19 protein-coding genes are annotated in these 26,905 nt (G+C 66.3%); 11 read left to right on the top strand and 8 right to left on the bottom strand.

Going from position 1 to position 26,905, the window contains the following annotated elements:
* Window positions 1-9: 9 nt before the first annotated feature.
* On the top strand, window positions 10-1,308 hold the full coding sequence (locus ASD84_RS04580; protein WP_235530970.1) for a type IV secretory system conjugative DNA transfer family protein: 1,299 nt from the start codon (window positions 10-12) through the stop codon (window positions 1,306-1,308).
* A gap of 529 nt (window positions 1,309-1,837) precedes the next feature.
* Window positions 1,838-2,731 carry a GIY-YIG nuclease family protein gene (locus ASD84_RS04570; RefSeq protein ID WP_156391570.1) on the top strand — a complete coding sequence of 298 codons (894 nt, stop codon included), beginning with the start codon at window positions 1,838-1,840 and terminating at the stop codon, window positions 2,729-2,731.
* A gap of 64 nt (window positions 2,732-2,795) precedes the next feature.
* Here the strand turns inward: ASD84_RS04570 and ASD84_RS04565 are convergent, their stop codons facing one another.
* The 3 genes from ASD84_RS04565 to ASD84_RS04555 form a co-directional block, all read right to left on the bottom strand.
* Window positions 2,796-3,854, bottom strand: coding sequence for an EcsC family protein (locus ASD84_RS04565; protein WP_082573152.1), 1,059 nt, complete (start codon window positions 3,852-3,854; stop codon window positions 2,796-2,798).
* Between the two features lie 90 nt (window positions 3,855-3,944).
* The gene (locus ASD84_RS04560; protein ID WP_056707070.1) at window positions 3,945-4,319 is read right to left on the bottom strand and encodes a hypothetical protein; all 375 of its coding nucleotides are present in this window, start codon (window positions 4,317-4,319) and stop codon (window positions 3,945-3,947) included.
* Window positions 4,320-4,405: 86 nt separating this feature from the next.
* Window positions 4,406-4,606 carry a hypothetical protein gene (locus tag ASD84_RS04555; protein WP_056707068.1) on the bottom strand — a complete coding sequence of 67 codons (201 nt, stop codon included), beginning with the start codon at window positions 4,604-4,606 and terminating at the stop codon, window positions 4,406-4,408.
* A 240-nt stretch (window positions 4,607-4,846) separates the two neighbouring features.
* Between ASD84_RS04555 and ASD84_RS04550 the strand changes: the two genes are divergently transcribed.
* On the top strand, window positions 4,847-5,794 hold the full coding sequence (locus tag ASD84_RS04550; protein WP_156391569.1) for a competence protein CoiA family protein: 948 nt from the start codon (window positions 4,847-4,849) through the stop codon (window positions 5,792-5,794).
* 49 nt (window positions 5,795-5,843) lie between these two features.
* Here the strand turns inward: ASD84_RS04550 and mobF are convergent, their stop codons facing one another.
* From mobF to ASD84_RS04535, 3 genes are all read right to left on the bottom strand, one after another.
* Entirely contained in the window at window positions 5,844-11,168 is a 5,325-nt protein-coding gene (mobF, locus tag ASD84_RS04545; protein ID WP_056707065.1) for a MobF family relaxase, read from the bottom strand.
* A 122-nt stretch (window positions 11,169-11,290) separates the two neighbouring features.
* Window positions 11,291-12,295: a DUF932 domain-containing protein gene (locus ASD84_RS04540; protein WP_056707063.1), complete on the bottom strand. Its 1,005-nt coding sequence runs from the start codon at window positions 12,293-12,295 to the stop codon at window positions 11,291-11,293.
* A 29-nt stretch (window positions 12,296-12,324) separates the two neighbouring features.
* Window positions 12,325-13,812, bottom strand: a complete 1,488-nt coding sequence (locus tag ASD84_RS04535; protein ID WP_056707060.1) for a ParB/RepB/Spo0J family partition protein — start codon at window positions 13,810-13,812, stop codon at window positions 12,325-12,327.
* A gap of 289 nt (window positions 13,813-14,101) precedes the next feature.
* Between ASD84_RS04535 and ASD84_RS24990 the strand changes: the two genes are divergently transcribed.
* The 7 genes from ASD84_RS24990 (at window position 14,102) to ASD84_RS04500 (ending at window position 22,326) form a co-directional block, all read left to right on the top strand.
* On the top strand, window positions 14,102-14,545 hold the full coding sequence (locus ASD84_RS24990) for a hypothetical protein (RefSeq protein WP_156391568.1): 444 nt from the start codon (window positions 14,102-14,104) through the stop codon (window positions 14,543-14,545).
* The gene (locus tag ASD84_RS04525; protein ID WP_056707057.1) at window positions 14,545-14,841 is read left to right on the top strand and encodes a hypothetical protein; all 297 of its coding nucleotides are present in this window, start codon (window positions 14,545-14,547) and stop codon (window positions 14,839-14,841) included. Before ASD84_RS24990 ends, ASD84_RS04525 begins: the two co-directional genes overlap by 1 nt.
* Window positions 14,838-16,151 carry a hypothetical protein gene (locus tag ASD84_RS04520; protein ID WP_056707054.1) on the top strand — a complete coding sequence of 438 codons (1,314 nt, stop codon included), beginning with the start codon at window positions 14,838-14,840 and terminating at the stop codon, window positions 16,149-16,151. Before ASD84_RS04525 ends, ASD84_RS04520 begins: the two co-directional genes overlap by 4 nt.
* Window positions 16,152-16,284: 133 nt before the next feature.
* On the top strand, window positions 16,285-16,554 hold the full coding sequence (locus ASD84_RS04515; RefSeq protein WP_156391567.1) for a hypothetical protein: 270 nt from the start codon (window positions 16,285-16,287) through the stop codon (window positions 16,552-16,554).
* 85 nt (window positions 16,555-16,639) lie between these two features.
* Window positions 16,640-17,653, top strand: coding sequence for a histone deacetylase family protein (locus ASD84_RS04510; RefSeq protein WP_056707050.1), 1,014 nt, complete (start codon window positions 16,640-16,642; stop codon window positions 17,651-17,653).
* A 33-nt stretch (window positions 17,654-17,686) separates the two neighbouring features.
* Window positions 17,687-18,976, top strand: coding sequence for a vWA domain-containing protein (locus ASD84_RS04505; RefSeq protein WP_056707048.1), 1,290 nt, complete (start codon window positions 17,687-17,689; stop codon window positions 18,974-18,976).
* A 68-nt stretch (window positions 18,977-19,044) separates the two neighbouring features.
* Window positions 19,045-22,326 carry a TY-Chap domain-containing protein gene (locus ASD84_RS04500; RefSeq protein WP_056707045.1) on the top strand — a complete coding sequence of 1,094 codons (3,282 nt, stop codon included), beginning with the start codon at window positions 19,045-19,047 and terminating at the stop codon, window positions 22,324-22,326.
* A 42-nt stretch (window positions 22,327-22,368) separates the two neighbouring features.
* On the opposite strand, the gene ASD84_RS04495 is transcribed toward ASD84_RS04500, so the two are convergent.
* Together ASD84_RS04495 and ASD84_RS04490 are read right to left on the bottom strand one after the other, a co-directional pair.
* Entirely contained in the window at window positions 22,369-22,863 is a 495-nt protein-coding gene (locus tag ASD84_RS04495) for a helix-turn-helix domain-containing protein (protein WP_200954424.1), read from the bottom strand.
* A gap of 86 nt (window positions 22,864-22,949) precedes the next feature.
* The gene (locus tag ASD84_RS04490) at window positions 22,950-25,841 is read right to left on the bottom strand and encodes a helicase-related protein (protein ID WP_162251488.1); all 2,892 of its coding nucleotides are present in this window, start codon (window positions 25,839-25,841) and stop codon (window positions 22,950-22,952) included.
* Window positions 25,842-25,912: 71 nt separating this feature from the next.
* On the opposite strand from ASD84_RS04490, the gene ASD84_RS04485 reads away from it, so the two are divergent.
* Window positions 25,913-26,905 (top strand): hypothetical protein, encoded by a 993-nt coding sequence (locus tag ASD84_RS04485; RefSeq protein ID WP_056914026.1) that lies wholly within the window; start codon window positions 25,913-25,915, stop codon window positions 26,903-26,905.

The following is a 26,905-nucleotide window of genomic DNA, read 5'->3' as shown; positions in this document are numbered from 1 at the left end:
GAGGTATGGGTGCCGTTCGACCGGACTGTCGGTGTTTACGGGCCGCAGGGATCCGGCAAGACATTGGATCTACTCACGCCGGCATTGCTGACGTCGCCCGGCGCGGCGCTCGTCACGCTCACCAAGCCGGAGGACCTCCACCTCACCGTGGACGCGAGAGCAGCAGACGAAAGGCCCGTCCACGTCCTAGACCCGTTCGACCTGGCGCCTGGCGTGCCTGCGCTTGTCTGGGACCCCGTTAGCGGTTGCGCGGATTCGATGATCGCGGAGCGGAGGGCGAAGGCGTTCACTGCCGGGACCGTCGGCGGCGCGGTGACCCGTGGGGCAGGTGATGAGGCAGCGCGGTTCTACGCAGCGGAGGCCGCGAAGGTGCTCCAGGCATATTTCCATGCCGCGGCCCTCGCTGGAGCATCTCTGGACGACGTGCTGATGTGGATCGCCGAGCCGCACAACGCGACCCAGCCGGAGGAAATCCTCCGGACGCATGGGGGAGCGGCGCCTTTCTGGGACGGTCTCCTGCGCGGCGCGCTGCATGGTGACCACCGGACGGCGGGCAACACGATCACCACAGTCCAACAGGCGATGGCTCTGTTCTTCCAAGAGAAGATCCGGCGCCGCTGTGTTCCCGGGGAAGGACGACCCGCCACCGACGTGAAGCAGGTCATCGATCAGTGCGGCACGTTCTACCTTCTCGGGCGCGAGGATCCCTACGCCTCTGCGTCGCCACTGATGACCGCGATCGCCGAGCACGTGCTCGACACCGCGCTCGGGATGGCAAACGCGTCGCCCTACGGCCGGATGTGCCCGTCGTTCTTGGCCTGCCTCGACGAGCTTCCATCGACCACCCCGTTGCCAACCCTGCGGACCAGGATGGCTAACGAGCGGGCCCTCGGACTGTCCTTCATCTATGCCGCGCAGACCTGGCGCCAACTCGTCATCTGTTACGGCGAGGACGAGGCGCGCGCGATGTTCGGTTTGACGAACAACATTGTGGTCTTCGGTGGAGGCAAGGACAGCGAGTTCTACAAGGAGATGTCTGACCTTCTCGGTACGACACGGGTCTCGCGTCGCAGTTACAACCTGCACCGCGGCGGATGGGGAAGCAGCTTCTACGGCGACGACGTTCCGGTACTGCGGCCCGAGGAGATCCGACAACTCCCGGAGCGACACGCGCTCGTGGTCGCCGAGAATGCTCGCCCGTTCGTCGCCAGGCTGTCGAGGTGCATCGATGGTCGTCGTGGGAAAGAACTGCTCCGGGCGCAGGCTCAGTCCCGGGATCAGGCCCGGGCCGCGGAGGTGCGGCGGTGACCGGCGTCGGTCTGATGGCCGCGCCGTTCCCGGAGCCTCCGGGCGTCTTGGCCCGCCTACTCGACGAGCTCCGGCTCGCTGCCGCTGCGGTGGACGAGACCGAACATGAAGCGCGGCGTGTGGCGACGATGCCGAGGCCCTGGGACCCGCCGAGTTGCCCGCCCGAGATCCGGCGCAACGTCTACGTCTGGCTCGATGCGGTCGTCGCCTGGATCAACGAGGAGCACACATGGCGGACTGATCGAGTGGTGCCGATCTGTTGGGACCTGCACCCCCATCTCGTCCACGAACTCGCCACAGTGGCGTGCCTGCGTTGGGAGACGAACTTCGCGCGTACGCCGGCAGCCCTGGAAGACTGGCATCGATTCACGCTACCCGCGTTCTTGGCGCGCGTCGTTGACCGGATCGGCGAGACGGGCTGCCCGCCTGGGCGTCACCAGCCGAGCCCTGGCGTCGGACGGAACGCCATCTACCGGGACGGCGACGAGCCTGGACGGCGTCGGGCCCGGAGATGGCAGGACGGAGAGGCATGCGTAGCTGCGCGGCCCTCCGACCTGGACGCGAGGCCCACCTGTTCCACGTAGGCTCCCGAACCATGCAGCACATTCCGCTCGCCTCGCTTCTCCGCGCGGACTTCGACCCAGCTACCTGCAAGCTGCACTGCGCGGTCTTCAACGGCAAGCACTATCCGATCGACGTGTTGGCCAACGATCCCGAGGAGTGGCAGCGCTGGAACTCGTGGCGCGGCCCCAAGGACGACTTCAATCGTCAGTTCGTGTTCTCCATTGCCCAAGACCGCCACGACCCGACCCTCTGGCTCTTCGGCGGAATCTGGGAGGTGAAGGCTCGACGGCCAGAACCGAGGACGTACTCCTACGACGTTGTTCCGCGTGACGATCTGATGGGTCCGTACGTCCGGCGCCTCTACGTGCGACTCGCGCTCGGCGGTCGCCAACGCCGTCGGAAGATGGAGTCCATCCTCGCCGAGATGACCGTGGCTTCCATTCTTGAGGAGGCGTTCGTCGGCGACCCGTTTCCAGGGCACGACCGCATCAATCACTCGCTTGCCGATCTTCAGATCATCGTGAGCCAGCAGCGGCCCGACTGGCGCATCGCACTGGAGCACATGAAGGGCGTCTACGTGATCCATGACTCTGAGACGGGCGCCCGCTACGTCGGCTCGGCGTACGGCGACACCGGTATCTGGCAGCGCTGGAGCACCTACGCCGAGACTCTCCATGGAAACAACGTCGGGCTCAAGGAGCTTCTGGCGGAGAAGGGCGAGAACTACTACCTGGAGAACATGACGTTCGCGCTCTTGGAGTTCTGGTCGATGCGAACTGACGACGGACACGTGCTGGAGCGAGAGTCGTACTGGAAGGAAGTCCTGCGCGCGCGGTCGCTGGGGCACAACAAGAACTGACCTCCATGCGACTTTGCATCCCTGCTCGGCGGGCATCGCTCAACCTGGCGAAGGAGCGTCAGCGTTAGATCTCAGGATCGGCGGCGACTTCGACACTGGGGAAAGCACCGCCAGGCGGCATGCTGTGGTGGACCTTCTTCTCTTGCCACTCGAGCGCCTCATCGACCTGGACGACATCCTCGCTCGCGTCGAGGTCGGTTGGGGCGTCTCGCCTCCATTCGGCGGGATCGATGCCGTACTTCTCCGAAAGGAACCGCAGGCGGTAAACGGCCTCGGCCCGTCTGAAGGTCTGGTGGACGAGCCCGGCGTTCACACTGGCGTTCAGCACCGCACCGGCAACAGGCACCGCCTGCCCGAGTTTCTTCTTGGTCAGCTTGAAACCCAGTGACTTGTAGACCTGATCGATCGCGTTGACAAGCAGATTCTGCTGTAGTTGCGACCAGGTCGCCTGCCGCATCATCTGTTGAGTGAGTTTCGAGAGGGACGCCATCGCCGTTGTCTTTCCGCCGACGGTGCTGGCGGATGCCAAGGACATCACGCCGAGAGCAAAGAGCTCCTCCTCGGGTTGGCGCACGTCATATCCGTACGCCGACGCGACGACGCCGATGGACCGACCCATCGCGGCCATCGTTGCCGCAGTGTCCGCTGCGATCGCACCAATCGCAACGCCAGCGGTGGTGCCCGCGGATACCGTCGTAGCCACTTCGGCGCCGGTGACTGCGAGCGAGCTTGCAGCCCCTTCGGCCGCCGACGCGACGGTCAACCCCAGACCCGACTTACGCAGGTGGTCGCACTGTTCGAGGTTGAGGGAGCGTATGTCGCTGAGGACTTGGACAGACGGGTGACGCTTCGCGACCCGCCGCACAACTGACTCCGGTTTGACCGTTCGTAGAGCCGGCCGGAAGGTCACGGCGAGTGCGCCGTCGAAAGCCTTCTCGAGGACCCAGTTCGCCTGGTCGTGGATCGGCAACTTCTGGTAGGTGGACGAAACGGAGTCACCGACCTTCCCTGCGACAGCGCGGACGCGGGCCGGCACGAGGCGCCGCTCCCGTGCCTCGTACGCGGTCTTCATGCAGGCGTCCCACGCAGCACGGTCGTAGCTGCCCATTTCCTCGATTCCCATGGAGCCATGCCTACCACGCACGGCCGAGGCAATTCGCAGGAAGTGGTGCGACCTCAACGAGTTTGCCGGGAGCGTCTACCTCGAAGGGGGTCAGGCGTCATCCTCCATCAAGTTGAAGATGCGGACCTTGCCGAGAGCCCCCTGCATCTCGGCGATCAAGTCTGCGTCGCTCATCGCGACCAGGTCGCACGGCTCCGTTGAGGGGGATGCGCCGGACCCGGTGAAGGGGCCGAGTTCAACTGCTGTCTCAGCGCAGGAGCGAGCCAACTCAATGAGGCTCAGTGGGAAGTCGTAGGCGGAGCTCATGCTCCACTCGTCGCCGCGAACGTGGACGTCGAGAGCACTTTCGATCCCCTCGTCGTCCCAAGCCGATTCGACTCGGACCGGCCGTTCGAGAAGGAACATGAGGAAGGTCTCGATGTCACCGAGCTCATCAACGTCGACCACACCGAGCAAGTCGTCCATGCCTTCAGCCACGGTGATGAATCGTGAGTCCAGTGCGTTGCGACTCACCTTCTGGTCTGTTGCCGCGCTGGCGGGCACGCGCGCGCCTACTTCGCTTCCATCGTCGCGGCGAACTTGTCCCAGTTCCACTTGATGGCTCGCTGCTTGCTCTTCGGCTTCCAGTCGATGGTTCCCTTGCTGATCCGGAGCTCTCCGAGCTTCTCGCCGTCGCGGTGAATAGTGAACGTCAGGTCGCTGTGGAGTACGTCTCGAGTGGACTGCTGAAAGGCGACTTTGTGCGATGCCAAGGGGTCCTCCTGGTGAGGTGACTTGTTGCTTTGATTCTACTCGATTTCGGGTGTCCTGGCGATCATTCGGAGGTCGTCAAAAGGGCCTCTGACCTGCGGAAACGCAGAAAGTTCGAACGACTTTGCCACCCTTTGGAGCCTTGGTTAAAGCGGTGCGAATTCGCGACGGAGAAGGGGCAAATTGGCGCCCACAAGTGTGAGCCAGTGAGACATGTCGGAGGGGTCGTGTAGACCGTCGCTATGGCCGTTCACCCTCTACAGGAGATTGCTCGCTTCCTCGACAGCGAGCCACGCCTCGTTTACGGGCGCCACCGCAACGACGCCACCAGGACCTTCTTCCTTGAAGATGGGCGTGGAGGTGATGACGGACTTCGCACCTGGGTGGCCGAGAACCTCGAGTGCCCCATGCCGGCGTGTGAGGATCGACGCCTCTCACTCGTTCACAGGTCTGGCTCGGTTCGACCTCGGCGGGATGGGTTCAAGCACTACGCGGGTGCCGGCGGTCATGCACCGGAGTCGATCTGGCACTCCAACGCCAAGGAGGTAGTTCGACGCTGGGCAGAGTCCCGTGTGGCGGGTTGGGCGACCGTCGATGTCGAGGTGCCCTTGCACGGTGGCGAACGGACGCCGGACGTGCTCGTCTCCTGGCCGGTCCAGCGGGTTGCCTTCGAGATTCAGTACTCCACGCTCTCGGTCAGTCAATGGCAAGAGCGTCATGACTGGTATGCGGCCCACAGCATCAAGGACGTGTGGCTGTGGGGCCACGCAGGTCATCACATGACGCCCGTCAACGACACCACGAGCGGCGAGCGACCGCAGTTCAAGCTGAATGAAGTCCAGCGCGCGGTCCTGGCCTCGGGCGAGCGGTGCCTCTACTGGATCAACCCGCTTACGGAGCAAATCGCGAGCGGCTACGTTCCCCGCGGCCACGAGGACCACCCTGACGCGGTTTGGAAGACGTTCGCCACGGTGGACGATGATGTGGTGGAACTTGCTCTTGATCCCATGACGACGATTGCTGATCAGCATGCTCGAGGGGATAACGCCCTTTCGGGGAAGGGCCTGTTCACATCGGCGTGGCAGCGGATCCGTTTGGAGTCCCAACTCCACGAGTTCGGGTACGACCCTGCGAACCTTGCCGCTCCGTCGTCGTCCGAGCGTCACTTGGACGCTCAGCAGGTGTCCTGAGCCAAGGGCGCGTGCGTCAACGGGTGGACCGCATGCCATCGGTTGGAACTCATCGATCGACGCCTGGTCTGACGATTGAGCTCGGTCGCGGTTCCTCCACGCTGCCTTCCTGGTTCCAGCGGACGGTGAGTTCGGGCACCCTCAGGTGGGTCTGCGAATCTTGGCTCGGTCGGAGCGTGGCGAGTTGGCGGGCAGTGCAGTCGACTGGGTCCTCGGTCCAGCGCTGGCCGGCCTCGTGGATCTCCTCGTGAACAGTCGAGATTGGTAGATCGAGGCGCTCGGCCAGGTCATCAGCGAGTTCACTCCAGCGTTCTGGAGGAAGCGCGCCGACGGTCTGAGCGGCCTCTCGCAGTACGTCGACCCGTCCGAACGCATCTTCGTGACCGGGGAGTCGCTGCTCAAGGAGGCGGTCGAGGAGGCCCGAGGCGAAGTCAGACGCGGTGGCCAGCCGGCGAGCCAGAGCGTCAGCACCGTTGCTGCGCACGACGTCCGCCGGGTCGAGGCCGGCCGGGAGCGCGAGATGCCTTGGGGCCGCCCTCAGCGCAACCAACTGCCAGAACGCCTTCTGCGCGGACTGCCAGCCAGCAGCGTCGGGGTCGGTGGCGATCACGATCCGGTTGGGGTCGTCGCCGACGTACTGCTTCAACTTCAAGGCCTGTGCCGACGTGAATGCTGTGCCGAGAGGCGCGATGCCGACGTACTCGCCCTCCGACGCAAGAGTCACGGCAATGGCGTCCAGCGGACCCTCGACGAGAACAGGCGTGCCGCCTGCGGCGAGATCCGCAGACCCTTCGGTGAGGCCGAACAACTGCTCGCCCTTGGTGAAGGCTGCCGTGGTTCGGGTGTTCAGGTATTTCGGTCCGGCGTACTCGCCTTCGCCTTTGCTCGGGTTGCGGCGGCCGATGAAGCCGACGAGCTCGTCGGCTGAGTAGATCGGGAAGATCAGGCGATCACGGAAGCAATCGACGAGGCGTCCTCGTTCGGTCTGGCGTGCCAGACCGGCGTCGACGAGTTCGTCGATCGTGGCGCCTTGATCGGTGAGGTGGTGGAGGAGGCTCGATGGGCCCGGTGGCGCGTAGCCAACCTGGAACCGGGGGTCATCTCGCAGGTCCGTGCCGAGCCGATCCTGCAGATACACCGGTCCCCACGACCGCCGGTACAGCGAGGTGAAATGCACCAAGGCCATCCCGTTCAGCTCGTTGATCCGTGCCGGCGAGGTCGTGGCGTCCACCGCACCGTTGCGAGCATGTTCAGGAGCAGGATCGGTCGGACCGAAGTCAGGCTCCGGGGGATCGGTCTCGTCGAAGGGAGCATCGGTCATGGTTGCGATGCGCCAGACCAGCGCAGCGCACAGGTCCTCCGCGCGAACATCTGGACCTCGACCGCACACTGCCGAGTCGATGAGTTGCTCCGCCGTCCACTCGGGCGGTCGCGCGTGGACGGCGGCGACGAGAGCAGGCCACATCGCGTCGGCCATGACCCTGCCTGCGGTGGCGTCGCCAAGGCGCCGCGTGAGATGAGCAGACCATGCCGGTTCGAGAGTGTGCGCGTGGTCAGCCGAGGCCCGCAGGGCTGCCGGGCCAAGGTGGCGGACGATGCGCCACCACAGCGCGTCCGCGGTGCGTTCGTCAGGTAGGGGCGTGGGTTGCGACATCGCCTGATCGATCAACGCGGCTACGTCGACCTGCGCCGCTTCCAGTGCACCGAGCCGCTCTGCGAGGCGCGAGAACTCGCGGTCGGCTCTGACTTCGTCGGGCAGCCGCTCGAGGGTTGGTTCGTCGGGGTGGTGGGTCCGGGTCACCGTTCGGGCACGGCGTTCGAGTCGCTCTTGGTGCGGCGCAGTGGCCGAGCCGGGCTGCAGTGATCCGGTGAGCCGGCGTGCCTGATCGGGTACGTCGAAGGCCGCACGCCACACAGCGATGTCGGCCCGCAGCTCAGCATGCTCGGAAGCGGTGAATGGCGCTGCCCAGCTCGGCGCACTCGCGGTGGCCCAAGCAGCGGCCTCGCCTCGGACGGACGACTCGAGACGGGAGATCCGCGCGGCTCGCTGCTGGAGGTAGATCCCCCAGGTCGGGTGATCGGCGAGGTTCTGGGGAACGGGATCGAGCCACGGCAGCGGGCCGTCCTGGGTGCCGTGACTCAGACGCCAGTCCAGGACGGCGGCCCGGTCTGAGGACGTGCCGAGTTCGCGCTCGCCAGCGGCGTCGAGGAGGAGCGCGATTGGATCGTGGCCGTCGAGCGCAAGGAGAGCGATATGAGCACGCAGGGTGGGGTAGGCGGGCTCGGAGGTGAGTCCCGGCCACAGCACCTCGATGTCTTGTTCGGCGCGGTTCAGCACCTCGACGTCGAGGACCTGCTCGGCGGCGAAGCCCAGTGCGTCGTTGTAGCGCATGACGGCGTCGTGCAACTGCGTTCGAGCGGACGCAGCCTCGCGCTGGGTCGTCGAGGCCGAGCGATCCGACCCGTCGCGTTCCAGGACCTCAGTGAGTACGTCGATCGCTGTGGGGGGACGGAGCGCCCTCGGGTCGATCAGGCTGTGTGGGCCGCCGTCGAGGCCGGTCGCCAGGTAGATGTGGTTCGCCTGTCGCCCGCGCGATATGCCGACGTACAGGGTCTGCCGGGTCTCGTCGCCGGTCGCGACGAGGTGCGCGGTGTCGGCCGTCATGCCTTGGGCGCCGTGGACGGTGGTGGCGTAGCCGAGCTGAAGGTGCTCGGAGACGTAGTTGGCGGGGAGTTCGAGGGCGCGGCCGAGTTCGAGGTGCCGCACGCGCAGTGCGCCTGACGGGAGCACCGACTCGACCCGCCAGCGATCACCGTTCTTGACCCAGTTGGTCCGCGAGATCGTCAGTCGTCGGTTGTTGCGACGCGTCACCACGAGGTCGCCGGCCGAGGCACGGTTGCCGTCGGCCAGATCGACCTCCGCGCCACGCTGTTCGGCCGATGCGACGCGATCGACGCGTGCACGGCCGTTGAGTTGGCTGACGACCTCACGCGTCGGTGCGAGGAGGACGGAGTCGAGTCCGGCTGCGCGGTCGCTCGACCATGCTTTGTAGGCCTGGTCTGCCGCCGCGCTCAGATCGCCGACCTTGATGCGCCCGGTGTCGGCGTAGAACCCGAGCGCTCCGGCGTCTCCTTCGCGTACGGCGAGCGTGGCGGCCGCCTCGGCCGGATCATCAAATCGCCGGATCTCGGACAGCGTCGAAGCGCCGAACTGGTGCTGGATGTCGCGCAGAATCCCGCCGGCACCGACCGCAGCGAGCTGTTGGTCGTCGCCGATCAGGCGTACGACGCCGCCGCGGTCCGCCACGAACCGAATCGCAGCCGCCAAGTCGGTCGTCGCTGCCTGCCCAGCCTCATCGATGATCACCATCGATTGGGGTCCGATGTCCCGGACCCAGCGCGGCCACTCGGCCGCGGACTCGTTGGCGAGGCTCCAGGTCAACTTGGCCAAGGTGTCGGTGTGGCCCGTGATGGCCTGTCCGAGTTCGTGGGCGGCCTGTGCCGACGGCGCGAGCCCGATGACCTGCCCGCCTGCGGAGGCCCAGGCCCCGGCGAGCACGCTCATGGTGGTTGTCTTCCCGGTTCCGGCGGGAGCGAGCGCAAGCTGGACGACGTCGCCGGACATCGCGAGATCCCTGACCATCGCTGCCTGGGCGTCGTTGAGCTCGAATCCGGTGGTCGCCGCTGCGGCGATCGCGACCTCGACCCGCACGTCGGCGAGAGAGTGCGCCCCGTTTCGGCTCGCCAACGCGAGCAACTCCTGCTCGGCGCCCAGTACCTTCGCAGACGTGTACTGCGTGGAGCCGTGAACGTCGTACATGCTGGCGCCGTCGTGTCGGCGTAGTTGGTTGGGCTCAGAGACCGGGTCATCGACCCCGAGTCGGACCGCGCGCGAGATAGCTGCCTCGACCACCTGGTGGATCGCGGAGCCGACGTCGTCGCGGGCGATGCCGGCCTTCCGGGCCTGCCGTTGCGCCTCGGCAGTCAGATGCCAGACGTTCCAGGTCGCCCGGGACTCTTCGATCGCAGCGACGGTCGCTGCCGCGGCATCCTCGACCCACTCGCGGGTGAGAGCGGTCCCGGTTGCGCTGCGGTCGACCGCGTGGGCATACATCTCGTCGACCTCCGCCGGATCTCCAAGTACGCCGTCGGCTTCAGCACGCCACGTCTCCCGCTGGTCACGCTCGCTCTTGGGGCCGTGCTTCGCCTCTCGAGTCTCGAGCGTTGCCTGATCGGCGAGCGACTTGGCCTCGATGGCCGTCGGCGGCCGACCGAACCGCTGCTGGAACTCGGCGGCGATCTCGGCCTGGCGCGCCTCGATGGCGATGCGGCGCCGAGACCACCAACGAGTGAGCGTGGTGCTGACGCCCCGGATCTCGCGGACCGGGAGCTTGCCGCCGGTGCTCTCCGCGCGCTCGACGAACTCGACGCCGAGCCGTGCCACGAGTTCGGCCTCGATGCGGGTGTTGTAGTGCTCGGAGGCGGAGACCTTCGCGGAGTAGAGGAGGCGGCCGTCGAGGGCGAGCCAGCGGCCGTCGTCGGCCTGCACCTTGTTGCTCACGGCAAGGTGTGTGTGAAGGTCGGGGTCTCCTGCGCGGCTGTCGCGATGCGTGAACGCGGCAGCCACCAGGCCACGGACGGGAACCTGTCGAACGCCACCGCGGCCCACCCTGGTGTAGGCCACCTCGGCTTCCAACCAGGCCAACGTGTCGGCGACGGCGGCGTCATGCGCCGCCCGGACCTCGGCGGCCACCTCTCGTGGCGCGATCGCCCAGAGCGCGGAGACCGACTTCACCGGTGAGAAGGTCAGGTCGAATCCGGCGATCGCGCTGGTCGCCTGGCGTGATGCCTTGGCGATGTAGCCCGCGAGTTCACGGGCATCCTGGGGCGCTCGCCCGTGCTCCTTGGTGAACATCGCCTCGCCGATCTCTGTCCGGATCCGGGCGCGTTCCTCAGGTCGGATGGGGGAGTTCCACTTCTGCGTTCGCTGCAGGTTGTAGGCCGTGAATGCCTCCGCGACGCGGGCGTTGAAGGGTGAGGCTCCGGTGTGGATCGTGAACTCGCGACCGAGTGCGATGGCCTTGGTGACCTCCGCTCGTGATCCTCCGCGGTTGGCGATCTCATCCTCGATCGCCGCGGCGTTGGGGTGATGTCCCAGACCGAACAGCGACTTCATCTGGGATGCATCGACAACGTCGCCGGCACGCATTCCGAGCCCGGCAAGCCCTGCTCCGGCCCACAGGCCGGGTGACTCGCCCTTCTCGTCGTAGTAGTCGGCGAGACTGCTGTGACCCTTCTCCGTGCTGTCGTGGGCAGCGACCTGCCGGGTGAGGTAGCTGTAGCCATCACCGGCGGTCAGCTTGCGCAGACTCATCACGCCGTCATCAAGCACCGCACCGCGGGCGAGTGGACACCCGCCAATCACGTTGGTGCAAAGGGTGTGTGGCTGTTGTCGTCAAGCGAAGGGTGAGGCGAGGAGGACGGGCGCGGCTGCGATCAGGCGGCGGTGAGGTTGGACCAAGCGCGGTGCTTGGTCTTGGTGGGTGCGTCGGAGATGAGCAGGCGGCTCGCGCGCGCGGTTGCCGGCTCGGACTTGGTGCGCACCGGGGCGTAGTGGTCGACGTACTCGGCTACGGCCTGATAGCCGGCCCAGGCCGTGCCCCTGATGCCTGCCTGAGTTTCGGCATCGTGGAACAGGAACGACAGAACGTTCTGCCGGTCGGCGTCTGCCTGCTTGGTGCGCTCACTGGCGTCCGGGGCGAGCGGGCCGAACGTCGCCTCGATCAACTCGTCGAACTGCCCGTCCGTGAGAGACGTCTGGATCAGGCGCTCCGCCTCTGCCTCGAACGCCTCGACGTACTCGAACGTGAGGCCGATCGCGTCGCGGGCTGCGGCCACGGCGGCCTTGGCGTTGCGCGTGTGCCGGATGGAGAAGCTCGACGCGTGGGCTGCGATCGCGGCGGCCTGGGTGTTGGCGCAGACAACCCGGACCGGCGTCACGAGAATGCGAAACGCACCCGAACCGTCGTGGTTGTTGAGGGCCGCGATGTTCAGGTCGACGGCGTCGGTGCCGCCGATCCGGAGCGTGTCGGGCAACTGCATCGTGATGAACACCTGCCGCCCCTCGCGCAGCGATCCGGCGGTGTCGAACACCGCGCCCGACTGGTCGGCGAGGTTGTTCAGGAACTCGGCATGGTCCTCGTTCTGCAGCGGCTCGTACGCAGTGCCGACCACTCCGAGTGCCTCAGGTCTGCCGGTGAACGGGTTGTCGCGCACGGTGGCGTAGCCGGGTGCGTCGATGGTGGTCACGCCTTCGGCAGTGACCTCGTGGGCCGTGAGCGGTGCCTTACGGACGTGCCAGCCACCGAGGTGGCCGATCGTCATGGCCTCCTCGGCGCTGAACGCTCGGCCTCGGACAGTTGTCCCGAGCCGGTGCCATGCGTCGGTGCGGGCGAAGATGGCAGCGGCCTCGCTGCCGTGCGTCTCGATCTGGTGAGCCATCGTCTCGTCTCCTTCACGCGTATCGGTGTTCAGACCGCGACCGGCTGGTCATCGGTCGGTTCGGTGTCGGTGCCGGTCAGCAGGAGGTTCTCGACCTCGCTGGGCTGGTAGCCCCACTGCGACAGGGCACTGAGGACGCGGTGGTCCCACGCGCTCGGGTTGCGCCACGTGTGCTTGCTGGTGCTGGCCTCCCACGCCGTCACGACAGCGGCGAGAGTGGTCATGGTCGCGGCCTTTGGTGTGGCCTGCTGGTCGGCGAGATGCTCGGCTGCCTGACGACCTCCGCCGTACACGGTGGCGGTGTCGAGTCCGAGCAGGTCGCGCAACATCGGGTGGGCCGAATCCATCGCCTTGGCGAGGGTGAACTGCCCGCCGACGACGGCCTCACAGATCAGCGCTTCGGCGCCCTGCGGAACCGTCTTGCGGGTGAGGAACTGCCGCATCCAGTCGCGTCGGACGGCCTCGGCGCTGGCCCATGCCTTGTTGTTGGCAATGACGCGTCGGCGCTCCTCGCGGGCGGCCTCGGCTGCCTCGGCCTCGTCGACCTCTCCATCGTCAGACTTCCGGGCGCTGGTGAGGTACGACCAGCGCTGCACAAGCCCAGCCGCCTCGGGGTCCCGGCAGATCCACAGGGGAGCGAACACCTGAACCGGCTCGGCGTCGACGTCCTCCTCGTCGCCTGCGTCGGGGTCCTCGTCCGGCGAGTCTTCGTCGGTGTCGCCGGGGTACTCCCACTTGCTGACGACGACTACGGCAGCACCGGGCATGGTCGGCCACTGGTCTTCGGGAATCGGCTCTCCGTCAGCCGTGCGCACCAGGTCGGCGAGCCGGAGGCGGTGCGGGTCGCTGACTTCGTCGGGGTCGAGCACCGGCAGCCCTTCGGCGCGGAAGCGATCGACCTCCGCCAGCAGTACGGCGCGTTCCTGGGCTTCATCGCGCAGCCGCTGCGCGGCGTGGGCGAGCGGACGACCGAAGTGCTTGGCGCGCTCGAGTTGGTCGACTGCTCGGGCATCGTCTTCGAACTCCGCGAAGATCGCGGCCTCGTCGAGCGTGAGGTCTCCAGCGACGACCCGCGCGCGGGTCCGTTCCTTGTCCGCCACGGCAAGGGCGGCGTTGACCCGGTCACGGCCCAGCGCGGCGCGCTTGGCGATCTGGGCAGCGGTGACACCGACGAGGGCGAGTTGCTCGACGCCGCCGACGATCTCGCTGTCGCGCATCGCGGCCCTGTGCAGGTTCTCGACCATCTGGTCGGTGATCCGGTCGGCTTCCTCGGGCTTGGCGACGACCTGGGCGGGAATCTCGGTCAGGCCAACCTGAGCGGCGACGACGGTACGGCGCTGGCCGCGCAGGACGACGTACGCACCTTCGTCGTCGACGTAGACGGTGACCGGCTCCAGCACGCCGCGCTCCTTGATTGAGCGGGCGAACTCCTTGGCGTCGGCGTGCAGGTCGGTGCGGATGTTCGCGCCGATCGTGACCTTGTTGGGGTCGAGGTGGACGAACTGCGTGTCGCTCATGGTGTCTCCTTCGGTTGGTTGAGCGGGTTCGGTGGGCAGCCTGCGCGTCTCGTCGGATCCCGTGCGCTGCCGTTGTCTGAGGCTGTGGATCACGGCGCCGGGAAGTGGCACCGGTGCAAGCCCGCCTCGCTGGCTCCCTCGATGCAGCGGCCTCACTGCGTGCATCGGGTGTGGCACTGAAGGCGAAGGAAATGTGAGGGACTCGGTGGGCTGCTCGGTGAGGTGACGTCGTTCCGGGGCCGGACACGGACCCTGTCCATTCGCTTGGACTGTCGCGCTTGCAGTTCGCATGGGCATCGAGACGAGTAAGGCGTTGCGCGCGCGGCGCCGCGAATGTGTTTCACAGATCGACCGCCTAATCACTCGTGCCGACGAACGAAGTCCGCTCGGTTCAGTGCGGCGCGCCAGGGTCAAGGACGCTGCGCGTCGCGCCCGACGTCGGCATCGTGCGCTGGCGTCCGTACGGCAGTCGGCCGCGGCCCTCGAGATCGAGATCGGCCAAGCACTCCTCGACATCGTCGATCACGGTCTCTCTCAGAACGACGCCTACGAACTCGTCGGTCTCAGCCGGCACCTGGGACGCCGGTACGTCGACCTCGCCCGGGTCGCACAGGGGCAGGTTCGCGCGGCCTCATCCACAGGTCAGGCCGCAGGTCTTGGGTCTGGGCCGACGCCGGCTGACCTTGGGCCCAACGGCACCCACCCGGACGCCGTACCCGAAAGGAAGCTCTGATGTTGCTCGCCCACGCAGTCACCCTCAGCGAGGCCCGCTCCTATGTCGCTGCCCTCGCCGACAACGCCCGCACCTTCGACGCGTCGGTTGGGTACGAGTACGTCCTGTTCGAGCTGGACAGGATCCACGGCGCCGAGATCCCGCCGATCACAGAGGTCCTCACCGACAAGCGAGACGTCCTCTACACCGTCGCCGAAGCCGCGATCGAGGAACTCGTCGACCACGGCGTCGATGGACTCCAGGTCGAGCTCGTCCTCGCCAGACTCGAAGACGCCCGAGCTCTGGACCGGCCATGACCTATGGCCAGAACGGGACCCTTCTGAGGCAGGAACTGACGACCCTCCTGCGCCAGCACCGCATCCAGCAGCGACTTGGGGGAGCCGGGTCCCACACCATTCCGGAGTCGACGACCGCCGAGGAGCGCGAGTTGCTCGGCCAGCAGATCCGGCGTTATCGCGGGGCGGCCCTGGGTTGGTGTGTGCACGCTGTGATGGAAGCGAACCCGAGGATCAATCTGGGGGGCTCCACAGAGCGTTCTCGCGGCCCGGTCGAGGAGTTCCGCCACCGGCTCCTGGAATCGATCAGGATGTCCAACGCGGGCATCGCATCGATGAAGGAACTGTCGGTTGAGCAGAAATACCCCATCGTCGAGAGTTGGCGGCAGATCGCGAAGGCCGCGGTTCTGGGTGAGCATGACTTCGCTGGAGACCTCGCTCGAGGGCGAATGTCCCAGCAGGAGTGCATGACTGTGCTCACGGACGCTGCCGAGGTGACGCGCGCGCTCGTCGTACTGGACAAGCGGTACGAGGGAATCCCTGGTTGGATCCCGATCCGGGTGCGTGGCCGACTCGACCGAGCAGCCGAAGTCTGTGCCGCCTTCGCCGGGTACGACGACCCGGACTACTCGGTCGACCAGAGGGGCTGGCGCCCGCCAGCCGCGACCATCGACGGAGGCCCGCTGCCCGGGATTGGGGGAGTTCTCCAAGCCGAGCACAACATGCTCGTCCACCTGTCGAGGTTCCCAGAAGCGCTCAGTCTCCGCCGGGTGCTGGATGGTCAGCGGATCTTGTCGCATCAGGCGGCCCGACGCGCACCCGACGTCGCACCGGAATTGATCGAGGGGTGGCTCGAGCGGGAGCAGACCTACAAGAACCTCATGGGCGCCACCCGCAATGTCGGCGGCATCGTCGGAAACGGGGGAGCGGCCGTAGCCGAGGCGGCCAACGCGGTCAGCCGGATGCGAGAGCTGCACGTCGACGAGATCACCAGCGCAGAACCGCTCCGCGACCTGAACAAGCTCTTCACACGCGCCGACGCACGCATCGCGTCGATCATCGAGCAGGGCGCCGCAGAACGCCTCTACTTCGTCAGCGTTAAGGTGCCGCGGATCGTCGACGGCACCGGCCAACTCGTGAGCCCGGTCCGTGAGCGATACATGCCCGTCTCCGCGGCGATCGACTCTGACCTGCTCGCGATCACACGCTACGAACTTCGGCCGCCGCCGATCTCGCCAACTGCCTCTGAAGCCGCCAGAGAGAGTCGCCGGGAGTTGCGGGAGTCGATCGACCACCGGCCGGAGCGTAGGGCTAGTCCTCCGAATCGCTGAGCGGACGCGCAATCCGCCAGCACTGCTTCGAACCCAAGGTGATCTTGGGCCCAACCGTGAGTTTAATCGTCACTCGCCCGACGAACTGGTTCCAGAGAGGTACGCCGGGGGAGTGGTCTTCACCCACTGCCACATGGGTATCAACCGCGGCCCGAGTGCCGGGTACGCCGTACTCCTGGGGCTGGGGTGGGACCCGGTCGAGGCACTGGCCGCGATCCGTGCGGCCCGCCCGACCGCGAACATCTGGTACGCCGAGGACGCCCTGGCCTGGCACTTCGAGCGGACCGGCGCGACCCGAGCCGAGCGGGCAACCGTTCTGGCGCGGGTGGCGCAGTGGCGGGCCGAGAACCCTCTGGACGTCGTGCGGATCATCCGCTCGATCCGCCTGCAAGAAGCCTCATGAACGGCGATCCGGTGGTTCTGTCGGACCTCCGAGCAATGCTTAGAGCATCAACAAGAACATGCACAACGAACTCCCGGAGACAACGATGACCAGCGAGATGAGCAGCAACCCGAACAACCCGACCGTCCCGGTCACCGTCGCGTACACACCGCGTTACCTCGACTGGCAGCTCGGCACCGGCCACCCGACCAACCCGGAGCGGGCCCGGATCGTGGTGGACCAGATCATCACCTGGGCGGCGACGGCCGGCGTGGACCTGCGGCTCATCAGGCCCGAGCTCGACCTGCACCGGATGCTCCAGGAAGCCGGACTCGTCCACGACCATCGGTACCTGACGGACCTGCACGATGGGCTCTCGGATGAGTGGTCGGGCAGCAACCTCGAGTTGCGTGACACGGCCGCGGTGATGTTCCAGGGCACGGTCGACCTCGTCGAGGACCTGCTCGCCGAGTGGCGTACGGGCATCTGGTTCAACCCCCAAGGCGCCAAGCACCACGCGATGCGGGATCGCTCGGGCGGATTCTGTGTCCTCAACGACATGGCGTGGGCGGCCCGGCGGCTGGTCGCGGCGGGCAAGAAGGTCATGTACGTCGACTGGGACGCCCACCACGGCGACGGAGTCGAGGCGCTCCTCGCGGACACCCCGGGCATCCTGACTTGCTCAATCCACGACGGGACGATCTTCCCGGGCACCGGCAAGAACAGCCGGCCCAAGGACGGCGTACACAACTGGTCCCTGGCGGCCGGGTCGGACGACACCGACCTGGCGGCCGCGATGCACGAGATCCTCGACCTTGCCTACAACCAGGGTCCCGACGTGATCCTCCTGGCCTGCGGCGCGGACGGTCTGGCCGGCGATCCGTTGTCGACGCTCAAGTACTCCCTCGAGGGCATCGGGGCCGCCGCGCGGAGCCTCGGGTTCTGTGCGGCCGACATCGACATCCCCGTGATCGTCGGCGGCGCCGGGGGATACCAGCCCCTCACCGAGACCCCGGCCGCGTGGACCGAAACGATCCGCAACCTGCACGAGGCCCTGATGACCCCCGAGGTCGTCGACTCGAACGACCCGTGGGTCCAGTTCTGCCGAAACAACCACTGACCAATCCATTCGTTCGAAACACCCGGAGGAACCATGAAGATCAATGCATTGCTCGACGTCAACGTCGTTGCCCACGAGACCGAGGACGAGGTTGCTGTCCTGCTCGAACTGGAGGCCCCCGCTGCCCTGGCCGAGGTCGTACGACGCCAGGCCTCGCTCGAGGTCGTCCTGGACCGGAGCGGCTCGATGTCCGGCGCACCCCTGGAAGGCGCGAAGCAGGCTCTCATCGCGCTCGTTCGTCGGCTCGAGCCGAGCGACAACTTCGGGCTCGTCACGTTCGACAACTCGGCCCAGGTTGTCGTACCGGCCGGTCCGCTGACCGACAAGGAAGCGGTGATCGCGCAGATCCAGGCGGTCGAGACGGGTGGCATGACCGACCTGTCTGCGGGCTACGTCCGGGGCCTGCGCGAGCTCCGTCGAGTCGCGACGGCGGGCGGCACGCTGCTCGTCATCTCGGATGGGCACGTCAATGGCGGCATCGTGGATGCCGACGAGTTCGCCACGGTGGCCTCGAAGGCGTACGCCGACGGCGTGGTCACCTCCACCCTCGGCTACGGCAACGGGTACGACGAGACACTGCTCTCCGCGATTGCCCGTTCCGGGTCGGGCAACCACGTCTTCGCACAGAACCCCGACGCGGCCGGTGCCGCGATTGCGGGTGAGGTCGAGGGCCTGCTCAACAAGGTGGTGCAGGCGCTGTCGCTGACGATCAAGTTCGAGCCGTCGGTGGAGTTCCTGCGTCTCTACAACGACCTGCCCGCGCAGCAGATCGGCGAGGGCCAGGTGATGGTCGAGTTGGGTGACCTCTACAGCGAGGAGTCCCGCAAGATCCTGCTGAAGTTGAAGGTGCCCGCGATGGCAGGGCTCGGGTTGGCGAAGGTCGTCACCCTGGAGTTGTCGTACGTCGAACTCCCGGGGCTCGTCGAGCACGTCGCTTCGCTGCCGATCACGGTCAACGTGGTGCCGGGCGACGAGGCGGCCGGCCGGATTGCAGACCCGACCGTCCACTCCGAAGTGCTGTTCCAGGAGGCGCAGGACGCCAAGCGCAAGGCCTCGGAAGCGTTCGAGCAGGGTGACGTCGCGACGGGCAAGCAGATGCTCGGTGAGACGCGGAACCTGCTGAGCGTCGCGTGGGCGGCTGCGCCTGCGCCGGGCAAGGCCGACATCGAGGCGGAACTCGACGAGGTCGGCCGGCTGGACACCGCAGCGGATGTCGAGGGCTCGGCGTACGCGTCGAAGATGTCGCGCGACTCCTACCACCGCGGAAGCCGCAAGCGCGGCCGCACCATCCGCCCGGAGGGCGATGTTGAGGAGCGCGAATGACATCGCGATACGCCCGTTCGTCGGCGTACGAACTCGCTTAGCCCATAGCCTACGAACGGAGGGAGGCCATGATGATGACAACGATGCGCGTCCGGGCGATGCTGGAACAGTTGGGACGCCTGCCGGCGATCAATCTAGTGCCCGACGGCGGCGCCGACTGGACGACGGCGTCGTTCGGGCTGGGCCCGTTTCCAGCCCGATTGGTTCTGGTGGAAACCAGCAGCGAGGTGTGGGCCGAGGTGGCGCTCCTCGACTTCCCCGGTCCGCCGATCGAGTCGGCTATGAATCGCGTTCCGTATCCGTCGCCGGAGGTGACGATCAGGCTGGAGCCGGGAGTGGCACCCATCTTGCGCTACCGGATGCCGTACGCCGAGGCGACCGAGGACGAGGCTGTCGGCCTAGTAATGGCCTGCGCGATGTACACGGCAGCTTTGGCTTCTGAAATGCGTCGGAATCTCCCCCAGCGGCGACGTGCAGAGTTGGTGGGCCTCCATGGGGCGCTTCGGGGGAATCCGCTCGACCTCCTCGTGACTCCCGTGACGGCGTACGACGGTTGGCCCCGCCTATTTGGAGCGAAGGACGACGGTCCCGACGTGGCGGTGAAGGATTCGATCCCGTTCGGACACCATTGTGACGATGCGGCGGATTTCGTCGGGCTGTTGTCGTGGTGGATCGAGAGCTCGGAGGAACCGACGATCGGCACAGACGCGCGTGGCTACGTTCGCGTGACCATCGGGGGCGCGTCCTGTGTCCTTCGCGGTGACACCACCCGTGACGCAGTGCGGGAGTTTCTGAAGATCGTCGATGGGGATGGCGCGATTCCGTATTTCTCTGTCGTCCTGAAGGGGGACACAGTTGATCAATCGGTGCGCATAGGCGCCGGCCAGTACCCGCTCCCCGGGTTCGAGTTCGCCCTGGGCGGCGACCCGGGTGAGCCGCGATGGTTGACGCCGCCGCCGACCGGGTTCGTGGAGTTCTCGCCGGACTCGATGGACGCAATCGCGTTGCTGCTGTTCAATAGGTCGGCTCGGTCCTGGCCAGGCATCGTCGCCGCCTGCAGCATCGGCGGCACCGTGTTCCTTCAGAGTGCGCGAACGACCGCCGTGGTCGCATCCTGCGATCGCGATGACGGGTTTCGGGTGATGCTGCCCAACCGACTGGCGAGCAGGCAACGCGGAAAGCCGTACGTCGTTGCAATCGAGGACATCGTGGGCAACGACTCCCGGGACGTCGTCATCGACACCGGCCGGCTCCATGAGGCCGGCGTCGATGACGTACTTCGACTGATCGGCGCAGCCCTGGGCGGGCTTTCCGTGCCTAACGAACAGCTCAACCGTCCGCCAAGGTCGCCGGCTCCGCAGTCTGATGGACTCCAGGAAACGGACGCTGCAGCGCAGAACACGTCGGTGTCCGCGGCGCGTAGCTCGGTCGTTGCCACCCGGGGAATATTGCGTGTCGAGCCGTTGGGTGGTTCGCATTGGACCGAGGCCCGGATCGGGTTTGGTCCGTGGGCCGGCCGCATCGTCCTCGATGCCGGGGTCGGCGAGTTCCGGTGCGAGTCGCAGATTGCGGGGGTGACCGATACCTCGCGGGTCGACGAAGCGGTCGCGTCAGCACCATTCGACCAACCCCAAGCGACCTACTCGTTGTCACCCGGACCGCAGGTGGTCACGCTGCATTACGCACGCCCTTTGTCTGTGGTGGATCCCGCCGCAGTTCACGAGACCGCGCTCCTACTGTTGACGGCCACCGCATCTGCGGCGTATCGCCTGTGGGATGTCCTTTCGCCGTTAGAGCACGCACGCTTGGCGAGGCTGGGCATTACCTCGGCCGATGAGATGTACACGATTCCGGACCAGATGTTGACGGCGGCACCCGTCGCCAACCTCGAGTGGGATGAGCGCCGCGCGACTGTCGATCGGGCGACGCCACCTGCGCAGCAATTGCCCGACGGAGTCGTGGGGGCGATTCTGGGCCCGCTCGGAGTCGAGTGGGATCAGACTCTCGTTGAGATCCGGGAGGTCCTCGACCAGTTCACGTCAACGATGAGCGTCGAAGTGCAACGTCAGGTTCGCGACGACGAGGTCTATGTCCAGATCTCCAACGAAGGCGGCGACCTGTTTGCTGAGGCGGTCAGCAACACCTACCTTGAGGGCGCATCACGCCTGAACGAAACCGACATGCAGCGCCTTGGCCACTTGGGCTGGCAGGCACCGGCCGGTGCTGATGATCCGAACTGGCACCGGACGTATAGCAGGGAGAACACGGCGGATGTCGCCGAACACATCGCTCGCACCTTGCGTGACGGCTACGGCGTCGACCCAGACGCGGATGGATGGCTGATCACCTGGGCCGAGCCTCCGGCCGGTAGCGCGCCCGCTGGGATGGTTCCGTTACATGGTGTGGCGAGCGCACAGTCGGAGACGGCCGTGGAATCCACGAACAGCAACCCCATTGCCGATTACATGGCACAGGTGAACGCCACAAGCATCAGGGTGAGGGACGACGACTCCGCGCAGTTTGTCGTCGCCGGCGTGCCTGCTGTTGCCCGGCGCATCGGTCACCGCGAACTTCGCGTTTCCTATGTGCTGGCCACCACCGAGCACGAGGCCGCAGCCAAGGTGTTCGCGCAACGCCATTCGCTCGTCGGCGCTCGAGGCAAGGTCCGGATCACCGGCGACGGTGAGCGGCACCAAGTCTTGCTCACTATCGAAGGTGATGTCGACCGCTTTGGTGACTTCGACTCGGCCTCCCCACAGGCCCTGGCCGCTTTGAAGCAGGCATGTCAACGGTTCGGCGGCGATTTTGGAAACCTCCGCCGGAAGGTGTCGGCCGGAGGTCTGGTCGTTCCGCCCCTCGGAGCAATCGGCGAGCGCAGCATCGACACCTTTGGTGAGTGGCATTGGGGCAGCAGGTACATCGATCCGATGGAGCAGTACCTTTTCACGGTCGAACGGGTCGTCGAGCATCTCGCTCGCAAGGGCCACATGTTCGCGCTAAGCAACGCCGGCCACGGGGCGAACAGCTACGCGCTGAACCTGGTGACCTCGGCGGGAGAGGTCGCCGCATTCGTGCAGCATCCGTGGGGTGGTGCGTACGGCGATCGGCTCGCGGACATGATGCGTGTCAACGAGACCTATGCCCGGCTACACCTCCTGATGGAGGATGCCAATCGAACCACCACTGACGGCCCACGATGGCTGATCTTGCTGTCCGACTTCCGAGGGACCTGTCAGTTGGTCGACCTCAAGGCATGGCTGCCGGGCTTGGGGCTGCCAGACCAAGTGGAGGACTTCGAGACCGAGGCGGAACTCTTCGCTTCGGTCGCCGGGCGCCTGTCCGGGCTCTGAGTTCAGTCGGGTTGGCTTGCTGCGGCGGCGGAGTTGAGCGGGTCAGCTCTGCCGGCGGGCCTGCTCCTCTGTGACACCTTGCATGATCCGCAACTGGATCCGGGAGAGCGCCTCGAGGCGCACCGACACGGGAAGTGACTCGATCTCGGTCACGGCGTGCTCGATGACCTCGTCGATCGTGGTCCGGCGGGGCGTCGTGCGCAGGGAACGGGAGGGGGCCCTGGAAGGCAGGCGCGGAGGCGGCGCGGCGGGGGGCGCGGGAACGGCGGATCCGGGAAACGTCTGGTCGTCGGGGCTGCTGAACAGGTCGTCCAAGGACAGACCAAGAGCCCGGGCGATCGAGAACTGGTGCTTCATTGAAGGGGAGCGATAGCCGGTCTCGATCTGCGCGATGTACGGGTAGGACAACCCGGTCGCACTGGCCAGGTCCTTGCGGCTCAGTCCGAGCTCATCGCGGCGGTCGGCGATGCGTCGCCCGAGGGCGAGGTCGCCGGTCTTGGGTGAAGACGGCTCTTCGGCGGGCTTCTCTCGGACCACTCTCCAATGCTGTCCGAAAAGGAGTGGCATAGCAATCGGCGCGGGTTGCCATCGATTGGGCTGATCTTCAGCCTGGTCTGGCGTGCCTACTCGACGACGTGCACGACGTAGGCGTCGGGAACGTTGTTCGCTGCCTGTGATTCGGATCGGCGCCGCGGCAACGTGACACCCGTCGGCACAGCGGCATGGAAATGCACCTGATCGTCGGCGACCATGAAATCCCAGCCCTGCCCATCGATCGCCGGCACTACGGTCCGTCCTGTCATCTTGGTCCGCAGGGATGCGCGGGCGTTGCGCCATGACTGGGCAACATCTGCGTCTGCCGTCCCCAGCACCCGAGCCACGGCGACAAGTCCCTCGCCGAGGGTGACCTCCTCGATCGACTGGCTGACGGCAGCGATGTCGTCGTCGCGTGATGCGCGAGTTGCCGGCGAGAGGTCGGTGAAGAGGGCTGGATTGGCGTCCTCGATCTCTCCGGTGTCGTTGATCTTCCTGGTGATCAGCTCGCCCGGTCGGTTTGATGTGGCGGGGGCGAGGACCGTCAGCAGCGTGTAGTTCTGGTCGGTCCGGTCGTCCTCGAGCAGCACGCCCTGTCGGAGCCGATCGCCGAAACTGGTGTCGACAGCAGCCACCAGAGCCGCGAGTAGAGGGTGACCCGGCGACATCATTTCTGGGGTGACGAAGCTGGCCGCGTCGTCGCCGCGGCCGAAGATGAGACGGTCGTAGCGCGGCAGTACTCCGGAGTCCGCTGTACCGCGCACGTTCTGCGGGACGTGGCGCACCTGCCAGGTGCTGCCGGCTTGAGCGATGTCTCCACGGAACCGGGCGAGCGCGGTCAGGGTGAAGTCCTTGACGACGTCGGGTTGGAAGCTCGCAGCGCGGGCGAGTTCCATTTCTTGGCGCAGCACCGCGAGTTCCTCCTCGGTGAGGGTGCTCACCGCGGCCGCTCGTTCCTTGACTGCTGAGGCCAGATCGTCGGAAACGCGGTCGAGTGCTTGGGCGATCTCGGCCTGGTTGGCGCCGTCCAGGGCGCGTTCGAGAAGCGTGCTCAGACTGGAGTCGGTGAGGACCTGGCCGAGCACGTCGAATACCTGGTCGCCCAGTGCCTGTCGTTGCACTTCGAGCTTCTCGAACAGGGTCTGCAGTACGTCGCCCTCGCGGGTGTCGACGGCGACCAGGCTCCAGAGGTGACAGATGTGGCGTTGACCGATCCGGTGGATCCGGCCGAAACGCTGCTCCAGCCGGTTCGGGTTCCACGGGATGTCGTAGTTGACCATCAGATGAGCGACCTGCAGGTTGACGCCTTCGCCGGCTGCATCGGTGGCCAGCAGGATCGAACTGCTGGCCTCGCTGGTGAACCTGATCTGCGCGATCCTCCGATCGGCGCGGCTGACCGCTCCGTGGATGACCTGGATCTCGGTGCCGCGCGGAAGGAGGTCGAAGAGCCTGCCCTCGAGGTAGTCCAGGGTGTCGCGGTGTTCGGTGAAGATGATGATCTTGCGGCGCGCGCCGTCCTCGTCGTACATCTGGTCACTGAGGAGGAGCCCGGCCAATGCTTCCCATTTCGCGTCGACCTGGGCCGCACGTACGGCCGTGGCTTTGGTGACCAGGCGCTCGAGGATGGCGATCTCGACCTCAAGTTCCTCGATCGTGCGGGCTGCCGTGGCGACCGCTGCGCCCTCGTCCTCGTAGGACTCCGCGTCGGCGGGGGAGAGGTCGTCGACATCGGCTCGTTGCAGTCCGAGGCTTGCCGCGAGCATCGTCGACAGTTGGCTGTCTGCGGCCCGGACCCGGTTTGCTTCGCTTTGGAGACGGTCGTGACGTCGGCTCAACGACCGCAGGATCGCCTCGGGTGACGAGGCCAAACGACGTTGGAGGACGAGCAGGGCGAAGCCGACGGTGCGTTTGGCATCGTCGGCGGAGACCTTGTTCATCTCCTCGCGCACGTATTCGCTGACGTCCTCGTAGAGGTCCACCTCGAGAGGCGAGAGTCGATAGGCCACCGTCTTGGCGCGTCGCTCCGGAAACAGGGGGCGTCCGTCGAGGTGGACGAGCTGCTCCTTGACGAGGCGGCGCATCAGCCCGGCCTCGGTGGCGTCGGCGACGAAAGCTTCGGTGCCCGCGTTGCGCAGCAGCGACATGAACTCCTGGAAGTCGGCTTCCTTGCCGTTGTGGGGCGTCGCAGTCATCAGCAGCAGACTTGGGCATCGGTTGCGGAGCAACTCCCCGAACTCGAATCGCTTGGACTTGACCACCTTGCTGCCCCAGGTCCGGGCCGTCAGTTTGTGCGCTTCGTCGACGATCGCGAGGTCGTACGTCGACGCGTCGATCAGGTCCATCAGTTTCTGGTTCCGGGAGAACTGGTCCAGTCGGATGATCAGGAAGGGGTACGCCCGGAGCGGATCCTCGACACCGTGATCAGGCACGAGGGAGCTTTCGAAGACCTCGAAACGCAGTCCGAACTTCTCCGATAATTCGTCCTGCCACTGCTCGGCGAGGCTTCCCGGGACCACGATCAAGCAGCGCTTTACCCACCCGCGCGACATGGCTTCCTTGAGGAACAGGCCCGCCATGACGGTCTTGCCGGCACCGGGGTCATCGGCCAGCAGGAATCGCTGCGGGTGGGACTTCAACAGGTGGTCGTAGACCGCTTGCACCTGGTGCGGCAGGGGTTCGACGTTGGAGGACGACACTGCGAGCAACGGGTTTAGCGAATGGGCGTGGGTCAGTCGTATCGCTTCGATGGCAAGGCGGAACTCGTCGATGTCGGCGTCCAGGGTCGGTGCGCCGGCCGTCACTGGGGTGAGCGCCGCCAGTTGGTCGGCGTCGAGCATCTGGGTGCGGGACCGACCGAGGTCGTCGCGGACCTTGATGAACGCTCCAGCGCCGACGTGGCTGACCTCGACGATCTCGACGGGGCCGTCGTCGAGGCCGTTGACCAAGATGCCCGGAATCAGCCAGTCAGCAGGTTGGCTCACGTGATCTTGTCCGTTCCTCATGCATCCGTCGGGCCTGAAGGATATAAACCGGTGGGAGACAAGGGGAGCGAATGACTCGGACCATGATTATCGCCGGTGTCAATCTGGACAGGGCCTGGACCGATCTGGGCCCCGAAAGTGGCGGAACGTTGCGTGACTGGTCGCGCCAGGTGCTGGCTCATGCCGTCGCCGCGGGCGGACGTCGCGGTGTCGATTCACTCGTCATCCTCGGCGGATTGCTGGACCGCTCGACGGCGCTTCCTGCCACGGTCGACTTCGCCGTCCAGGTGCTCGGTTCCTTCGGCGGTCAGGTGGTCGTCGTACCGGGGCCCTCGGACTGGACCGACGGAATGGACCTCTACGCCCTCACCGACTGGGCGCCCAACACAACCGTGATCGGCTCGGCAACGTTTGAATCTGTGGCTGGTCTGTCCGGTGCCCGGGCCAGCGCCTGGACCTCACCGGTTGGTTCGACGCCGCGGGTGGCATCCGATTCCGACGAGGCGCCAGGAATCCTCCTTCGGGCAGGTCTGACTGAGGAACAGGCTGCGGTGCTGCAGAGTCATGGCCGGGTGCTGACGTCCGGTCCGGCGAGTGAAGGAGTGCTGACCGTCCCTGACTTGGTTCGCGTGCCGGGCACCGACGGCGGCTGGGGACTGGTGATTGATCTCGACTCGGTCGACACCGAGGGCGAGCGCGTCGAACTTCCGCCACAACCCGGTCGGCGAGTGGACCTCGACGTGAGCGGGATGCGCGAGGCGGCCCAGCTTGCCGACGCTCTCGCACGGGCCGGTCGGGAAGCCGGCCCGGTAGTGGTATCCCTGACTGGTTTGTTGGCGCCGTCGCTCCTGCTGCCGGGGTTCGGTGGCCCGGAGCTGTCGGCGGCAGTCGTTCTTGACCTGTCCGGTCTCCGCTACTCGGTCGAGACTCCAGAAGCATCCGATCGGAGCACACGGGCGGAGTTCCTGCGTGCAATGTCGCTGACTCGTGGCGATGAGCGGGAACGACACCAGACGGCGGCGCTCGGCTTGCGCGCCCTCGACTCTTCAGCAGCGGGGGCCTGA

Origin of the sequence: Nocardioides sp. Root682 (assembly GCF_001427795.1) — a bacterium.
Lineage (GTDB): Bacteria > Actinomycetota > Actinomycetes > Propionibacteriales > Nocardioidaceae > Nocardioides.
This window is presented reverse-complemented; position numbering and strand designations above follow the sequence as displayed.

Excerpts from the sequence above, each read along its gene's own strand:
- ASD84_RS04570 (WP_156391570.1), top strand. The coding sequence starts at position 1,838 with ATGCGTAGCTGCGCGGCCCTCCGACCTGGACGCGAGGCCCACCTGTTC.
- ASD84_RS04565 (WP_082573152.1), bottom strand. The coding sequence starts at position 3,854 with ATGGGAATCGAGGAAATGGGCAGCTACGACCGTGCTGCGTGGGACGCC.
- ASD84_RS04560 (WP_056707070.1), bottom strand. The coding sequence starts at position 4,319 with ATGGACGACTTGCTCGGTGTGGTCGACGTTGATGAGCTCGGTGACATC.
- ASD84_RS04550 (WP_156391569.1), top strand. The coding sequence starts at position 4,847 with ATGGCCGTTCACCCTCTACAGGAGATTGCTCGCTTCCTCGACAGCGAG.
- mobF (WP_056707065.1), bottom strand. The coding sequence starts at position 11,168 with ATGAGTCTGCGCAAGCTGACCGCCGGTGATGGCTACAGCTACCTCACC.
- ASD84_RS04540 (WP_056707063.1), bottom strand. The coding sequence starts at position 12,295 with ATGGCTCACCAGATCGAGACGCACGGCAGCGAGGCCGCTGCCATCTTC.
- ASD84_RS04535 (WP_056707060.1), bottom strand. The coding sequence starts at position 13,812 with ATGAGCGACACGCAGTTCGTCCACCTCGACCCCAACAAGGTCACGATC.
- ASD84_RS24990 (WP_156391568.1), top strand. The coding sequence starts at position 14,102 with ATGGGCATCGAGACGAGTAAGGCGTTGCGCGCGCGGCGCCGCGAATGT.
- ASD84_RS04525 (WP_056707057.1), top strand. The coding sequence starts at position 14,545 with ATGTTGCTCGCCCACGCAGTCACCCTCAGCGAGGCCCGCTCCTATGTC.
- ASD84_RS04520 (WP_056707054.1), top strand. The coding sequence starts at position 14,838 with ATGACCTATGGCCAGAACGGGACCCTTCTGAGGCAGGAACTGACGACC.
- ASD84_RS04515 (WP_156391567.1), top strand. The coding sequence starts at position 16,285 with ATGGGTATCAACCGCGGCCCGAGTGCCGGGTACGCCGTACTCCTGGGG.
- ASD84_RS04510 (WP_056707050.1), top strand. The coding sequence starts at position 16,640 with ATGACCAGCGAGATGAGCAGCAACCCGAACAACCCGACCGTCCCGGTC.
- ASD84_RS04505 (WP_056707048.1), top strand. The coding sequence starts at position 17,687 with ATGAAGATCAATGCATTGCTCGACGTCAACGTCGTTGCCCACGAGACC.
- ASD84_RS04500 (WP_056707045.1), top strand. The coding sequence starts at position 19,045 with ATGATGATGACAACGATGCGCGTCCGGGCGATGCTGGAACAGTTGGGA.
- ASD84_RS04485 (WP_056914026.1), top strand. The coding sequence starts at position 25,913 with ATGACTCGGACCATGATTATCGCCGGTGTCAATCTGGACAGGGCCTGG.